Source organism: Sphingorhabdus sp., assembly GCF_050921905.1.
Taxonomy (GTDB): Bacteria; Pseudomonadota; Alphaproteobacteria; order Sphingomonadales; family Sphingomonadaceae; genus Sphingorhabdus_B.
In genome coordinates this window covers 830,629-845,788 of record NZ_CP050888.1, presented here as the reverse complement: position 1 = coordinate 845,788, position 15,160 = coordinate 830,629, and the positions used below count along the sequence as shown (strand labels likewise).

The 15,160-nt window shown below is 55.3% G+C and carries 17 protein-coding genes and 1 tRNA gene; 14 read left to right on the top strand and 4 right to left on the bottom strand.

Annotation, left to right across the window (positions count from 1 at the left end; translation table 11 throughout):
• Positions 1-90: 90 nt before the first annotated feature.
• The 4 genes from HEQ18_RS04090 to HEQ18_RS04075 all read left to right on the top strand — a co-directional run bounded on the left by HEQ18_RS04090 (position 91) and on the right by HEQ18_RS04075 (position 4,082).
• Positions 91-1,377, top strand: coding sequence for a thiamine pyrophosphate-dependent enzyme (locus HEQ18_RS04090; RefSeq protein WP_432815617.1), 1,287 nt, complete (start codon positions 91-93; stop codon positions 1,375-1,377).
• Positions 1,377-2,405: an alpha-ketoacid dehydrogenase subunit beta gene (locus tag HEQ18_RS04085; protein ID WP_432815616.1), complete on the top strand. Its 1,029-nt coding sequence runs from the start codon at positions 1,377-1,379 to the stop codon at positions 2,403-2,405. The genes HEQ18_RS04090 and HEQ18_RS04085 overlap by 1 nt, the downstream gene beginning before the upstream one ends.
• Before the next feature lie 4 nt (positions 2,406-2,409).
• Positions 2,410-3,681, top strand: coding sequence for a dihydrolipoamide acetyltransferase family protein (locus HEQ18_RS04080; protein ID WP_432815615.1), 1,272 nt, complete (start codon positions 2,410-2,412; stop codon positions 3,679-3,681).
• Positions 3,682-4,005: 324 nt separating this feature from the next.
• Positions 4,006-4,082 (top strand) — tRNA-Asp (locus HEQ18_RS04075).
• 14 nt (positions 4,083-4,096) lie between these two features.
• Here the strand turns inward: HEQ18_RS04075 and HEQ18_RS04070 are convergent.
• The 4 genes from HEQ18_RS04070 to HEQ18_RS04055 form a co-directional block, all read right to left on the bottom strand.
• Positions 4,097-4,333, bottom strand: coding sequence for a DUF2842 domain-containing protein (locus HEQ18_RS04070; protein ID WP_397604587.1), 237 nt, complete (start codon positions 4,331-4,333; stop codon positions 4,097-4,099).
• Entirely contained in the window at positions 4,330-4,899 is a 570-nt protein-coding gene (locus tag HEQ18_RS04065) for a 5-formyltetrahydrofolate cyclo-ligase (protein ID WP_432815614.1), read from the bottom strand. The genes HEQ18_RS04070 and HEQ18_RS04065 overlap by 4 nt, the downstream gene beginning before the upstream one ends.
• 216 nt (positions 4,900-5,115) lie before the next feature.
• Positions 5,116-5,430, bottom strand: coding sequence for a cell division protein ZapA (locus tag HEQ18_RS04060; RefSeq protein WP_432815613.1), 315 nt, complete (start codon positions 5,428-5,430; stop codon positions 5,116-5,118).
• Positions 5,430-5,615, bottom strand: a complete 186-nt coding sequence (locus HEQ18_RS04055; RefSeq protein ID WP_397604584.1) for a hypothetical protein — start codon at positions 5,613-5,615, stop codon at positions 5,430-5,432. Before HEQ18_RS04055 ends, HEQ18_RS04060 begins: the two co-directional genes overlap by 1 nt.
• Positions 5,616-5,836: 221 nt before the next feature.
• Here HEQ18_RS04055 and tkt point away from each other — a divergent pair, with 221 nt between their 5' ends.
• The 10 genes from tkt to HEQ18_RS04005 all read left to right on the top strand — a co-directional run bounded on the left by tkt (position 5,837) and on the right by HEQ18_RS04005 (position 15,160).
• On the top strand, positions 5,837-7,798 hold the full coding sequence (gene tkt, locus HEQ18_RS04050) for a transketolase (protein ID WP_432815612.1): 1,962 nt from the start codon (positions 5,837-5,839) through the stop codon (positions 7,796-7,798).
• A gap of 8 nt (positions 7,799-7,806) precedes the next feature.
• Positions 7,807-8,814 (top strand): type I glyceraldehyde-3-phosphate dehydrogenase, encoded by a 1,008-nt coding sequence (gap, locus tag HEQ18_RS04045; protein WP_397604582.1) that lies wholly within the window; start codon positions 7,807-7,809, stop codon positions 8,812-8,814.
• A gap of 10 nt (positions 8,815-8,824) precedes the next feature.
• The gene (locus HEQ18_RS04040; protein ID WP_397604581.1) at positions 8,825-10,021 is read left to right on the top strand and encodes a phosphoglycerate kinase; all 1,197 of its coding nucleotides are present in this window, start codon (positions 8,825-8,827) and stop codon (positions 10,019-10,021) included.
• Positions 10,022-10,095: 74 nt separating this feature from the next.
• Positions 10,096-10,983, top strand: a complete 888-nt coding sequence (locus tag HEQ18_RS04035; protein ID WP_432815611.1) for a fructose bisphosphate aldolase — start codon at positions 10,096-10,098, stop codon at positions 10,981-10,983.
• A 337-nt stretch (positions 10,984-11,320) separates the two neighbouring features.
• Positions 11,321-11,944, top strand: coding sequence for a thiamine phosphate synthase (thiE, locus tag HEQ18_RS04030; protein ID WP_432815610.1), 624 nt, complete (start codon positions 11,321-11,323; stop codon positions 11,942-11,944).
• A gap of 81 nt (positions 11,945-12,025) precedes the next feature.
• Positions 12,026-12,589, top strand: coding sequence for an elongation factor P (efp, locus tag HEQ18_RS04025; protein ID WP_295491160.1), 564 nt, complete (start codon positions 12,026-12,028; stop codon positions 12,587-12,589).
• Positions 12,589-13,407, top strand: coding sequence for an inositol monophosphatase family protein (locus tag HEQ18_RS04020; RefSeq protein WP_397604578.1), 819 nt, complete (start codon positions 12,589-12,591; stop codon positions 13,405-13,407). Before efp ends, HEQ18_RS04020 begins: the two co-directional genes overlap by 1 nt.
• A gap of 102 nt (positions 13,408-13,509) precedes the next feature.
• Positions 13,510-13,884: an NADH-quinone oxidoreductase subunit A gene (gene ndhC, locus HEQ18_RS04015; protein ID WP_296197889.1), complete on the top strand. Its 375-nt coding sequence runs from the start codon at positions 13,510-13,512 to the stop codon at positions 13,882-13,884.
• Positions 13,875-14,411 (top strand): NuoB/complex I 20 kDa subunit family protein, encoded by a 537-nt coding sequence (locus HEQ18_RS04010; protein WP_296197893.1) that lies wholly within the window; start codon positions 13,875-13,877, stop codon positions 14,409-14,411. Before ndhC ends, HEQ18_RS04010 begins: the two co-directional genes overlap by 10 nt.
• Positions 14,408-15,160, top strand: coding sequence for an NADH-quinone oxidoreductase subunit C (locus tag HEQ18_RS04005; RefSeq protein ID WP_432815609.1), 753 nt, complete (start codon positions 14,408-14,410; stop codon positions 15,158-15,160). Before HEQ18_RS04010 ends, HEQ18_RS04005 begins: the two co-directional genes overlap by 4 nt.

Sequence of the window (15,160 nt, the reverse complement as noted above, 5' to 3'; positions counted from 1 at the left end):
ATGTTGACCTAAAGTCCTGTTTGAAATATTATATCAAGCATGGATAATAAATTGCCTGAGTCGTTCAGGCGGTTGAGAGCGGAGATGGACATGGTGCAATCTACGAAAGACAATCTCGCGCCGCTGCATCTGCACATCCCCGAACCAAAATTCCGCCCCGGCGATGTCGCCGACTTTAGCGATATCATTGTCCCTGCGGTGGATGCCCATCCGCGCCCCGACGAACATGTAATGCCGGCCGACATTCACCCTTTGGCTTATGGTCTTGTCCGTGTGCTTGGCGATGACCATCAGGCAACGGGCAGTTGGAACCCCGGACTTGATGTCGCTACTCTACAGGTCATGTTGCGAAGAATGCTGCTTTTGCGTGCTTTTGATGATCGTATGTTTCGGGCACAGCGGCAGGGCAAAACGAGCTTCTACATGAAGTCCTTTGGCGAGGAGGCGACGTCGGTTGCAGCGACAATGGCGCTGCATTTTGATGACATGTGTTTCCCAAGCTATCGTCAGCAGGGCATATTGATCACACGCGATTATCCGCTCGTGGACATGATGAACCAGATTTATTCCAACCGCGGTGACCGGCTGAAGGGCCGCCAACTGCCGATCATGTACTCGGCCAAGGAATATGGGTTTTTCAGCATATCGGGCAATTTGACCACGCAATATCCGCAAGCCGTGGGTTGGGCGATGGCATCTGCTTCACGCGGAGACACGCGTATTTCGGCGGTTTGGTGCGGTGATGGGTCAACGGCGGAGGGTGACTTCCATAACGCCTTGACCTTTGCCGCTGTGTACAACGCGCCGGTTATTTTTCAGGTTGTGAATAACCAATGGGCGATTTCATCCTTTTCCGGTTTTGCGGGAAGCGAGCGGACGACCTTCGCCGCGCGGGCCATCGGTTATGGTATCGCGGGCTTGCGCGTGGATGGCAATGATGCGTTGGCGGTTTACGCGGCGATGCAATGGGCCGCCAACCGCGCCCGCAATAATGGCGGGCCAACGCTGATTGAATATTTCACCTATCGCGGGGAAGGGCATTCCACTTCAGATGACCCCGGCGCATATCGGGCGGCAGAGGAATATGCTTTGTGGCCGTTGGGCGACCCCGTCACGCGGTTGAAGGACCACCTCATTACCATCGGCGCGTGGAGCGATGCGCAGCATGACGCGCTGCTCGTGGAATTGTCGGACCATGTGAAGGCCATTCAGAAAAAGGCTGAACAAAATGGTATTCTCGGCCATGGCTTGCATCATCCGTTCGAGACGATGTTCGAGGATGTGTTTGAAGAAATGCCGTGGCATTTGAAAGAGCAATGCGCGCAAATGCTTGAGGAACAAGAGGATAAATTTGGTCCAGATTGGGAGGCGCGTTGATGTCAGAGCCTGCCACAAAAACGATGAATATGATTGAGGCGATTAACAGCGCTTTGGATATCATGCTCGCCAAAGATCCCGAAGTCGTCATCATGGGCGAAGATGTCGGCTATTTCGGCGGCGTGTTCCGCGCGACTGCGGGGTTGCAAGCCAAGCATGGCAAGACGCGCGTGTTCGATACCCCGATTAGCGAATGCGGCATCATTGGCGTTGGCGTTGGCATGGCGGCTTATGGCCTTCGCCCCGTGCCCGAAATTCAGTTTGCCGATTATATCTATCCCGGCCTTGACCAATTGGTGAGCGAGGCGGCGCGCTTGCGCTACCGTTCGGCCAATGACTTTATTTGCCCTATGACGGTGCGTTCGCCCTTTGGTGGCGGCATCTTCGGCGGGCAGACGCATAGCCAAAGCCCGGAAAGCCTATTTACCCATGTGTGTGGGATCAAGACCGTGATTCCGGCCACACCTTATGATGCCAAGGGCCTTTTGATCGCGGCTATTGAAGACAATGATCCGGTTGTCTTTTTCGAACCCAAACGCATCTATAATGGCCCATTTACGGGTTATTATGACCGCCCCGTTGAGCCATGGTCAAAACATGACGGAAGTGCAGTTCCCGAAGGCTATTATCGTATCGATCTGGGCAAGGCTGCTGTTGTGCGGGAAGGCGCGGCGGTTACCGTTTTAACCTATGGCACGATGGTGCATGTCGTAAAGGCTGTCGTCGCCGAACATGGCATTGACGCCGAAATCATTGACCTGCGTACATTGTTGCCGCTCGACATTGAAACCATCGAGGCATCGGTTAAGAAAACAGGCCGATGCATGGTCGTGCATGAAGCGACGCGAACAAGCGGCTTTGGCGCGGAATTGGCAGCGCAGGTGCAGGAACGGTGTTTTTATCATCTTGAAGCGCCTGTTGAGCGCGTCACGGGCTTTGACACGCCTTACCCACACAGCCTGGAATGGGCCTATTTTCCTGGACCCGTGCGGCTTGCCCGCGCCTTTGACAAGATCATGAAGGACTGACGCGATGCCCAAATTTACATTCAATCTGCCTGACATTGGTGAAGGCATTGCAGAGGCCGAAATCGTCGCTTGGCACGTGAAGGTTGGCGATATCATCTCCGAAGACCAGCCTCTTGCCGATATGATGACCGACAAGGCGACGGTTGAAATGGAAAGCCCGGTTTCGGGTGTTGTCACCAAGGTTGCGGGCGAAGCGGGCGATGTGATCGCCATTGGCGCGATGCTTGTGGAAATTGAGGTCGCTGGCGATGCCGACAATGAGGTGGAAAAGCCAGCAAAAGAGGCGATTTTGGCTGTGGTCGAAGATGAAAATCCGCATGCGCCAGAGCCTGTCTCCATCGCAGAAGTCACCCCTCCACCCGTTGCCACCCCACCCGTCGCCCCAACAGCAATGCAGCATGCCACACCCGCCGTCGACAAGGTCACGGCATCGCCCGCCGTGCGTCAGCGCGCCAAAGACCTTGGTGTCGATTTGGCAGACGTCAAGGCAGCAGGCGGGCATGTTCGCCACGCCGACCTCGATGCGTTTTTAACCTATGGAGCGCAGTTGGGCTATCGCCCTGCGCAGTTCCATGCGCGGCGCGCGGATGAGGCCGTCAAGGTCATCGGCATGCGCCGCCGGATTGCCGACAATATGGCAGCGTCGAAACGGCATATCCCGCATTTCACTTATGTCGAGGAATTCGACGTTACCGCCATCGAAGCGATGCGCGCAGACTTGAACGCCAATCGCGGGCCAAAGCCAAAGCTGACGATGTTGCCGATGCTGATCGTCGCGATTTGCAAGACTATTCCAAAGTTTCCGATGATCAACGCACGTTTCGATGATGAAGCTGGGATCGTCACCCGTCATGGCGCTGTGCATTTGGGTATGGCGACGCAGACCGATGCTGGCCTGATGGTGCCTGTCATTCGTGATGCGCAGGACCGGAATATCTGGCAATTGGCGACCGAAATCGCGCGCTTGGCTGACGCGGCGCGCAGTGGCTCTGCAAAAAGCGAAGAGCTATCGGGCTCAACCCTGACACTCACATCGCTTGGCCCGCTCGGCGGGATTGCAACCACGCCCGTTATCAATCGTCCAGAAGTGGCGATTATCGGCCCGAACAAGATTGTGGAGCGCCCCATGTTTGTTGGCGACACTATTGAGGCGCGCAAGTTGATGAACTTGTCCATCAGTTGCGACCACCGTGTCGTCGATGGTTGGGATGCCGCCAATTATGTTCAGGCTCTCAAAAAACTGATCGAGACGCCAGTCCTGTTGTTCACAGCCTGATTTGTAACGCGGCACGGGCGACCCTACGCGGCACGTAGGGGCTCAAGAACGATCGGTGGTGCCGTTACCGTACCAACGTCTATATGTGCGCTCTACGGGCTTTCTTGGAGGCGTCTGGGTGACGTTATGAGGGCATTTTTTTGTTTGGGTCAGGACCAGTTAAATTAACCATTGATGTTTGAGGCCATTTTGACGCCGCGATGGTGAATTCAAAAGGACATGGCCCTAAGTTGGTGAAAGGTGATGTCGCCGAATATGCCCTTTTCTGACAAATGGCGTTGACAGAATCTTGCGCCGCTTATAGTGCGCCCCCACCGCAAGTTAGCGGGTGTAGCTCAGTTGGTTAGAGCGCCGGCCTGTCACGCCGGAGGTCGCGGGTTCGAGCCCCGTCACTCGCGCCACTTCTTTCAAGTATTTACGCTTGAGGTGGTGCCCGGAACGATCCCGTCTCCATCCAGATCATCAGCGGCCGCATCGGCGCTATCCAGATGATACCTGCAACCAGATAGATGATACTCTGGATTGCAATGTTCTGCGCCCCGATAAAATCGGATGCACTGACAATGATGCCGGACCAGAGCAATATAATCAGCAATATTGCCATCATTCCGACAGGTTTCCGCCAAGTGGGTTCTTTGCGTGGTGTTGTCATAAGGTCATCCATGATTTTTCAGTGAGTATAGCGTCCAATGGCATGTCCCAAATGTCCGATGCGAGGGCGGGTGCATGTTGCACGGACCATGCAAGGCCAATAACCACGGCTTGGTCCAGTAGGCTTAACGCGCGGTCATAATGCCCGGCACCTTGTCCAAGCCGCATCAAACGGGCATCAAAGGCCACTAACGGCGCGAGAACGACATCTGGCGTGCATAAGGGGGCATCTTCGGCAGGTTGCTGCAATCCAAAGGGGCCGGGAACCAGATCATCACCGGGCGTCCAACGCAGGAAGCGCATCGGTGCGGTCTTGCTCGTGACATGGGGTAGGGCAATGTCGCAGCCCATTTTATGTGCCTGTGTCAACAATGCGGCTGGATTAACTTCGGAACCAATAGCGATGTAACCGGCCACAATCTTGCCAGGTAAAAGATATTGCGCCATCGGACTTGGTACACGGGAAAAGGCCAGCGCGCGATCCTGCGGCGACAGTGCATCTACAAACCGGTCACGCTTTTGGCGGAATTCCAACCGCTGCGACTGCTTGTCAAAATTTGGTTGCACAATTTTTCCTGAAAAATGTTGGCGGAACCACCATGGGTCGTTTCCCGGAATATCCTCTGACGCCAGGACGTCAGGTGGGCACCGTGTGATCTGGACCTTAAGGTTTCCCAAACGGCCCAGGCAGGGACAGCTCCCTTAGATAGATAATCGCCTCAGGGATGTTCTCATCAGTTCGTGCCGGACAGTTCCGCCATGTTCCAATATAAGCCACTTGCGTTAATTCTCAAGCCTTAGCGCCAGATTTTCCAGTCGTGTCGCAAGCCCCTCTAATATATCGGAGGATTGCAACATTGCGGACGAAGGTTCCACATTATCGGCGGTAGCTGTGCCACCTGCCTCATGCAGTTTGTCGGCGAGCAGAAGCGCAGAAAACAGCAGCGCGCGCGTTTCTGTCAGGCCACGTGCGCCGCCAGCCACTTCGAGCGCAGTGGCGTCCACCAAAGCACCCAGTTCCAGTAGGCGCTGTTCTTCTCCGGCGTTGCACGCAACGAAATAGTCACGACCAGCGATAGATAATTTAACGTCGGGCATCAGCGCGCATCCGCCAAAATCTTGTCCAAATCTTGAATGGCCATGCGTGTTTCAGATTTTAGCTTCTCATGCCGTTCGGCAAGGTCATTATCGCCTGCGGATGCAGGCGCGATTGCCGATTTTTCGATGCGCGACAGGGCACGCTCTATACGGCCGACTGCCACAATAAATCGTTGTTCTATCATGGGTTAGTTTCCTTTGCTGAGGAAGCTTAGCAGAGACTATGCCTTATGCAAATGTGTGAACGCGTTTATAAGCACAAATTCATGGGGAAAAGCCCCCTCGCTCACTTGACGCTTTCCGCTTGAATCCGCATGGGTTTGTTCCATCGATTCGGCGGTACTGCTCAAATGAATGTGCCCGCCACCCGCTCCCACCTGGGAGTAACCAGTGGGGGACAAAGAACATGACCGTCAGTGACCAGCAAATGGCCAATGCAATTCGGGCACTGGCCATGGATGCTGTGCAGGCCGCAAATAGCGGCCATCCCGGCATGCCCATGGGCATGGCCGATGTCGCAACGGTGCTATATTCAAAATTTCTGAAATTCGCCCCAAAGGCCCCCGATTGGGCCGACCGTGACCGTTTTGTTTTGTCCGCTGGCCACGGTTCGATGTTCGCCTATGCGACCTTATACCTAACGGGCTATGCAAGCCCGACCATCGACGATATCCGCAATTTCCGTCAATTGGCTAGTCCATGTGCGGGGCATCCTGAAAACTTCCTGATCGACGGCATTGAATGCACCACCGGCCCATTGGGGCAGGGACTGGCTATGGCCGTCGGTATGGCAATCGCGGAACGGCACTTGAATGCGCGCTTTGGCGATGATCTGGTCGATCACCGCACTTGGGTTGTGGCTGGCGACGGGTGCCTGATGGAGGGCATTAACCATGAAGCCGTTGGTCTGGCTGGGCATCTTGGGTTGGGACGCTTGATTGTGCTCTGGGACGACAACCGTATCACCATCGATGGTTCGACCGACCTTTCCACCAGCGAAGACATTGCAGGACGGTATCTGGCCAGTGGCTGGCATGTTGAGAGCTGCGATGGTCATAATTTCAATGACATAGAGCGCGCAATTAAGGCGTCGTTGGCGGATAATCGCCCCTCATTAATCGCCTGCCGGACGTTAATCGGCAAGGGATCGCCCAATAAAGAAGGCACCAAAGCGCCGCATGGCAGCCCGCTTGGCGCAGATGAAATCGTTGCGACACGCGCTGCTCTTGACTGGCCCTATCCTGCATTCGAAATACCTGAGGATATCCTTGGGGCATGGCGTGCAACGGGTAAAGCAGGTGCAGCTGCACATGCGGAGTGGAATGCGCGGTTGGCTGTCTCAGATCAGGCTGCTGCGTTCACAACCGCCATGTCGGGCGAACCAATGAATGCATGGCTGAAGCCGCATCTTGATAGCTTGATTGCCGCACCGCAAAAGATTGCGACGCGAAAGGCATCCGAAATCGCTCTGACGGCTGCAACGGCAGCGATATCGGAACTGTTGGGTGGCTCTGCCGATTTGACGGGCTCCAACTTTACCCGCACTGCATCAACCAACACATTGGATAAAAACGACTATTCTGGTCGCTATGTCAATTACGGCATTCGTGAATTTGGGATGGCTGCGGCGATGAACGGCATGGCGCTGCATGGTGGTATCATTCCTTATGGCGGCACATTCCTGATCTTTTCCGACTATTGCCGCGCCGCCATTCGCTTGTCCGCATTGCAAGAAACACGTGTCATTTACGTCATGACGCACGACTCCATTGGCGTTGGCGAAGATGGCCCGACGCACCAACCTATTGAGCAGATTATGTCAATGCGGCTTATCCCAAATTTGGATGTGTATCGGCCATGTGACACGATTGAGACCGCCGAATGCTGGGCCTTGGCGATTGAAAGCGCGTCTACGCCTTCGGTGCTGGCGCTTTCGCGGCAAAATCTGCCGCAACTGCGCACGGACATTAGCGAGAATTTCTCCGCCAAGGGTGCTTACAAATTGCGCGCGGCGACAGCGGCACGCAAAGTCATCCTTGTTGCGACCGGTTCGGAAGTGGAGATTGCTACTGTGGTGGCTGACAGGCTCGAAGCACAAGGCATTGGCGCGGACGTGGTCTCGATGCCAAGCTGGGAGCGGTTTGACGCACAACCGGCGTCGTACAAAACGGACCTGCTACCAACAGATACGCTGCGCGTGTCCATTGAGGCTGGCACAACCATGGGGTGGGAGCGTTATGTCGGCGACGGACTTCGGATCGGTATCGACAGCTTTGGCGCTTCTGCACCCATTGAGGCGCTTTATGAACATTTTGGCCTGACGGCTGACAAAATCACCCCGCAAATTGTCGCCCGCTTGGGCCGATAGGAGCAGATATGACAGTGAAAGTAGCAATTAACGGTTTTGGTCGCATCGGCCGTTTGGTCGCCCGCGCGATTCTGGAACGCGATGACCATGATCTGGAACTGGTCGCGATTAACGATCTTGCACCCGCCAAGGCAAATGCCCTGTTGTTCAAACGTGACAGCGTACATGGGGCCTTCCCCGGCACGGTTGAGGCCGATGGCAATGACATCATCGTCAACGGTAAGCGTATTCATGTGACGGCAGAACGTGACCCGGCCAATTTGCCGCACGCGGCCAATGGCGTCGATATTGCGTTGGAGTGCACCGGTTTCTTTACAGACCGCGTCAGCGCCGAAAAGCATCTCGCGGCAGGAGCAAAGCGCGTTCTGATTTCCGCGCCCGGTAAGAATGTGGACAAGACGGTTGTTTTTGGAGTCAATCATGAAGTGTTGAGCGCCGCCGATATCATCGTGTCAAACGCAAGCTGCACGACCAACTGCTTGGCGCCCATGGCGAAGGTCTTGAACGATGCCATTGGTATTGAACGTGGATTGATGACCACAATCCATAGCTACACCAATGATCAAAAGATTCTGGACCAAATCCACGATGACATGCGTCGTGCGCGTGCTGCGGGCATGTCGATGATCCCCACAACGACAGGTGCTGCGCGCGCTGTTGGCGAAGTTATGCCAGAGCTGAAGGGCAAGCTGGACGGTTCTGCGGTCCGTGTGCCTACGCCGAATGTCAGCATCGTTGACCTGACCTTCACGCCAACGCGCGATACCAGCGTCGAAGAAGTCAACGCTCTGTTGAAAGCGGCGTCAATAGGCGCTTTGAAGGGCGTGTTGGCCTATTCGGATGAGCCCTTGGTCTCGATTGACTATAATCATTGCCCCGCAAGTTCGACGATCGACAGCTTGGAAACCGCCGTGATCGACGGCAAGCTTGTGCGCGTGTTGAGCTGGTATGACAATGAATGGGGATTCTCCAACCGCATGGTTGATACCGCCGGTGTCATAGGCAAGTTTCTGTAAGGATTGATCCATGGCATTCCGCACGCTCGACGACCTCGGCGATATCAAGGGCAAATGCGCTTTAGTGCGCGTTGACCTGAACGTGCCTATGGCTGATGGGCGGGTGACCGATGAAACGCGTATGCGTGCGTTGTTGCCGACGGTGCTGGAACTGGCGGATAAGGGGGCCAAGGTCCTTCTGCTCGCACATTTCGGGCGTCCCAAGGGTGCGAAGCATAGCGAAATGTCGGTGTCGATGGTGCTTGATGCCTTGCAAGAGGTGCTCGGCCGCGAGATCATGTTCGTGCCGGAAATAGCGGGTGATGTGGTTGCGCAATCCATTGGTATATTGGCCGATGGTGATATCGCACTCCTCGAAAACACGCGGTTTTGGCCGGGCGAGGAGTCGAATGATCCTGAACTTGCACGCGCGGTTGCCGCCAACGGCGATTTTTACGTAAACGACGCCTTTTCTGCGGCGCATCGGGCGCATATGTCCACTGAAGGGCTTGCGCATGTCCTGCCAGCTTATGCTGGTCGTGCGATGGAGGCCGAGTTGAAGGCGCTTCAAGCTGCCTTGGGCGCACCCGAGCATCCTGTGGCCGCTGTCGTGGGCGGAGCAAAGGTTTCCACTAAGCTCGACGTTCTGAACAATCTGGTCAAGCAGGTTGACCATTTGATTATCGGCGGCGGTATGGCGAATACCTTTTTGGCTGCGCGCGGTGTCAATGTCGGAAAATCCTTGTGCGAGCATGATCTGGCAGATCAAGCAAATGCGATTATGGATGCGGCGGATTCAGCAGGCTGCACGGTCCATCTGCCCTATGATGTGGTGACGTCGGTCGAATTCCGCGCAAACCCGCCAATCCGAACGGTCAACGTGCATGAAGTGGCAGCGGATGAAATGATTTTAGATGTGGGGCCTGCCGCTGTTGAGGCATTGGCCGATGTTTTGAAAAACTGCCGGACTTTGGTGTGGAACGGGCCATTGGGTGCTTTCGAGATTGAACCTTTTGACGCCGCAACGGTCTCATTGGCGCGGACGGCGGCTGCCCTGACCCGGGAAGGGTCGCTGGTGTCGGTTGCAGGGGGTGGCGATACCGTTGCTGCTCTTGCCCATGCGGGCGTGACTGAAGATTTTACATTTGTTTCGACTGCAGGCGGCGCTTTTCTCGAATGGATGGAGGGCAAGCCGCTTCCGGGGGTCGATGCTTTGAATATCGCTTAACCTGCGGGGCAATGCCCCGTTTTTTTCAATTGCCGATGCATACGTATGCAAGGCCAGATTATGGGGTGCCAACAATGAATTACGACGAAATGCTTGCAAAAGTGTCCACCGCCTCGGGCTTTATTGCGGCACTCGATCAGAGCGGTGGATCAACGCCCAAGGCACTCAAGGGCTATGGCATAGAAGAAGATGCCTACACGACCGAAGAAGAGATGTTCGGCCTTATCCACAACATGCGTGCGCGGATCATTACTGCACCAAGCTTTTCCGGCGAGAAGGTGCTGGGCGCGATATTGTTCGAACGCACGATGGACGGTGAAGCAGGCGGCAAACCCGTGCCGACGGCATTGCAAGAGCGCGGCGTTGTGCCGTTCCTTAAGGTAGACAAGGGGCTTGAGGACGAAGCAGACGGCGTTCAAATGATGAAGCCAATGCCAAACTTGGATGCGTTGCTCCAACGCGCCAAAGCCAAAGGCGTGTTTGGCACAAAAAAGCGGTCCGTCATCAATCAAGCCTCGCCATCCGGCATTGCCGCGATCGTAAAGCAGCAATTTGATGTGGCCGAACACATCCTCGCTGCTGGATTGATGCCGATTATCGAGCCTGAGGTGAACATCAAAAGCGTTGACCGCGCACACAGCGACATCATCCTGCGCGATGAAATTTTGAAAGCGCTCGATAACGTATCGGCCGACCACAAGGTGATGTTGAAACTGTCGATTCCCGCAGATGCAGGTACGTTTGATGCGCTGATCAATCACCCGCGCGTGCTGCGCGTTGTCGCGCTTTCCGGCGGCTATGCCCGTCCCGAGGCTTGTGCTGAACTCGCCAAGAATAAAGGCATGATCGCCAGCTTCTCCCGCGCTTTGTTGGAAGATTTACGTCACCAGATGACCGCAGAGGAATTTGATGCCGCACTTGCCAGCGCCATTGACGAAATCCACGCAGCATCCGCAACCTAGGGTCAGGACCACTTAAATCCACCTTCGCGGTTTGAGGCCATACTGTTCAGTGCAAGGCGGCAAAGCGCAGGCTTAGTGGTTCTAAGTCCAAGCTTGCCAACGTGGCAATGGACAGTATGGGTCAAATCCGAAGGACGTCAAAATGGCTTTGATCTCAAAGCAAAATGCCCTTGCAGGCAGAATTACTGCCTGCGGCGGACATTTTCCGTCGATATCTTTGCCATTTTGACGCCGCGAAGGTGGATTTAAGTGGTCCTGGCCCTAAGTTTGGAGAGGGGCCGGTGGTAAATGCGCAAGATGTTTGCCGCCGGCCTAAAGCCCCGCTAATGAGCGCGGCATGAAAGAATTTCCCTGCCAGTTATATTTGATCTCACCGCTTGACGTAGGCGGTGAATTTCCCGCCCAGCTTGAGGCTGCCTTATCCGCTGGTCCCGTTGCAGCGTTTCAGCTTCGGGTCAAAGAATTGGAGCAGCATGAGGCGGCGGCGCTCGCGGAACCATTGCAGGCCATTTGCGCTGCGCATGACGTTGCGTTCATCGTGAACGACAGTGTGGCTTTGGCCAAGCGGTTGAAAGCCGACGGCGTGCATTTGGGGCAGGGCGATGGCGACGTGCGTGAGGCGCGGGAACTGCTTGGCCGCGACGCACAGATTGGCGTTACCTGCCACAATAGCCGTCATCTGGCGATGGAGGCAGCCGAGGCCGGGGCCGATTATGTAGCCTTTGGCGCTTTTTACCCCACAGCGACGAAGACGGTGGAGCATGTCGCTGAGCTCGACACGTTACAGAAATGGTCATTTGTGACGGAGGTCCCCTGCGTTGCCATTGGCGGCATCACATCAGACAATGCCAAGCCATTAATCGATGCAGGCGCGGATTTCATAGCGGTGAGCAGCGCGGTTTGGAACCATCCGCAGGGTCCCGCCGAAGCGGTCAGGGCGTTCAACGCATTGCTTGCCTAATTGCGCCGTCATCGTTAAAGGCCGCGTCCATCGGCACGTTCTTGCGTGCCTGCTCTTTCCATCTGTCAAGCGAGTGCACTCATGAAAATCAACGCGGTTGAAATCAAGCCGGGTAACATATTGGAATATGAAGGCGGCCTATGGCGTGTCGTAAAGACCGCGCACACACAACCGGGTAAGGGCGGCGCATATATGCAAGTTGAGCTCAAGAATCTCCGCGACGGCCGCAAGAACAATATCCGTTTCCGTTCGGCCGAAAGCGTCGAAAAAGTGCGCCTTGACCAGAAAGATTTCCAGTTTCTCTATGCAGAGGGCGATAATCTGGTGTTCATGGACAAGGAAACCTATGATCAGGTGACTTTACCTAGCGACCTTCTGGGTGATGCGGCGGCTTTCCTTCAGGACGGCATGGACGTTGTGATGGAAATGTACGATGACGAAGCGCTCTCGGTCGCTTTGCCGGACCAAATCGAGGCTACGATTGTCGAAGCAGACGCAGTGGTGAAAGGTCAGACCGCGTCATCCAGCTATAAGCCTGCAATCCTCGACAATGGCGTGCGTGTGATGGTGCCACCGTTCATCAGCGCGGGTACGCGGATCGTGGTCGATGTCTACGAACGGGAATATGTCCGGAAGGCTGACTAATGCCAGCATTAACCGGTCTTTTGACCATCATGGAAAAAGCAGCTCGAAAAGCGGGCGGCAAGCTTCGCCGCGATTTTGGCGAGATTGAACATTTGCAGGTTTCCCAAAAGGGGCCTGCAGACTTCGTATCGAAAGCCGACGAGCGCGCTGAAGATACGATTTTCCGTGAGCTCGAAATCGCACGTCCCGATTGGGGCTTCCTGATGGAAGAGGGCGGCGAGATTGCAGGCGCGGAGGGTAAACCACGCTTCATCGTCGATCCGCTCGACGGAACGAGCAACTTCCTGCACGGCATTCCGCATTTTGCGATTTCGATTGCCGTGCAAGACCCAAAGCCCGATGGTTCGGGTTGGGGCGATATTTTCGCGGGCCTTGTCTACAACCCGATCACGGACGAAAGCTTCTGGGCCGAACGGGGCAAGGGGGCTTGGCTTGGCAACCGCCGTTTGCGGGTATCTGCACGCCGTCAGTTAAACGAAGCCCTGATCGCGACGGGCACGCCTTATAAGGGCCATGGCGATTTTGAAGAATGGACCAAGATTTGTGGGGCCATCGGACCTTCGGTTTCGGGCATTCGGCGTTTTGGCGCGGCGAGCCTTGATCTCGCTTGGCTTGCCGCTGGCCGCTATGATGGTTTCTGGGAAAGTGGCTTATCTCCGTGGGACACGGCGGCTGGATGCCTGCTTGTGCGCGAGGCGGGGGGCTTTGTAACCGACTATCGGGGACGCAGCCCGCACATCGCAGATGTTCAGGTTTTGGCGGCAAATGACATCCTCCACAGCAAGCTGCATAAGCTGTTGGTCGGGGCCATAAAATAAATCACGAAAATGGCACCAAAAATGCCGAGTCTTGGCCTTGCAGGTATGGACACTTCTGCCTAAAAGCGCCGCAACTTACGGGGTTTCGGAAACGAGTCTGCTATGACTGATTTGTCGCAATATTTGCCCATACTGCTTTTCCTCGTGGTGGCGCTTGCGCTGTCGTCAGCTTTTGTGTTTCTGCCGATGGGTGTTTCGCGATTGACGGGCACGCACAAGCCTACCGAGGCGAAGCTCACCGAGTATGAGTGCGGCTTTCCAGCATTCGAAGATTCGCGCAGCCAGTTTGACGTGCGCTTCTATCTCGTTGCGATTTTGTTTATCATTTTCGACCTTGAGGCCGCCTTTTTGTTTCCATGGGCGGTCAGCCTGGGTGAAACAGGATGGATCGGTTGGGGCACCATGATGCTGTTCCTGTTCGAATTGGTCATCGGATTTATCTATGCATGGAAAGTGGGAGCACTCGAATGGGAGTAATCGCGCCATCACACTCTGACGTGCAAGCGCCGGATGCTGCGTTCTTCAAGGATATTGAAAGCGAAGTGAACGACAAGGGCTTTGTCGTGTCTTCGGCCGAAGACCTGTTTAATTGGGCGCGGACCGGGTCATTGTGGCCAATGACCTTTGGGCTTGCGTGCTGCGCAGTTGAAATGATCCACGGTTACATGCCGCGTTACGACTTTGAACGTTTTGGCATCGCACCGCGCGCGTCACCGCGTCAGTCCGACGTGATGATCGTCGCAGGCACGCTCTGCAACAAAATGGCACCTGCGTTGCGCAAGGTCTATGACCAGATGTCCGAACCCAAATATGTCATTTCCATGGGTAGCTGCGCCAATGGTGGTGGCTATTATCATTACAGTTACAGCGTTGTGCGCGGTTGCGACCGTGTTGTGCCGGTAGACATTTATGTACCGGGATGCCCGCCAACTGCCGAAGCGTTGCTTTACGGTATTATGCAGTTGCAGCGCAAAATCCGCCGGACAGGGACCATCGAACGATGACCCATTCTGCGCCCCTGATCAAAACGCCCGATGGTGCGATAGAATCCATATCAAAAGTGCTTGGTAAGAATTTGGTTTCTATAGAAGAAGCCAATGGTGAAGTTGCCGTGCACATTCACCGCGATGCGTTGGTCGAATGCATGATCCAATTACGCGACGAATGTGCGTATCAACAGTTGATGGAAATTGCGGGCGTTGACTGGCCTGATCGTGACCCGCGTTTTGAAATTGTCTATTGTCTGCTGAGCCTGACCAAAAACCACCGTATTCGCGTGCATTTGACTACGAATGAGGATCATCCTGTGCCGTCGGTCACCAGCATTTGGCCTGTCGCCGGATGGTTGGAACGCGAAGTGTTCGACATGTATGGCGTGTTATTCTCCGGCAACGCGGATTTGCGCCGCATTTTGACCGATTACGGTTTTTCGGGACACCCGCAGCGCAAGGACTTTCCGTTGTCGGGCTATGTCGAGCTGCGCTATTCCGAAGAGGAAAAGCGCGTGAAATATGAACCCGTGCAATTGGCGCAGGATTTCCGCAATTTCGACTTTCTTAGCCCTTGGGAAGGCGCGGATTATGTCCTGCCGGGCGATGAGAAAACTGGCGAGGGCGCTGGCACCGGCGCACCGCCGCCGCCTACGCCCAAAACAACCGATACCGCGGCGCAGACCGGTGCCGGTAACGCTGCGAACAAAGAAGCGGTCAAGCGCAGCGTGCGCAAACCAAAGGCGACGGGAGACAAGGCATGA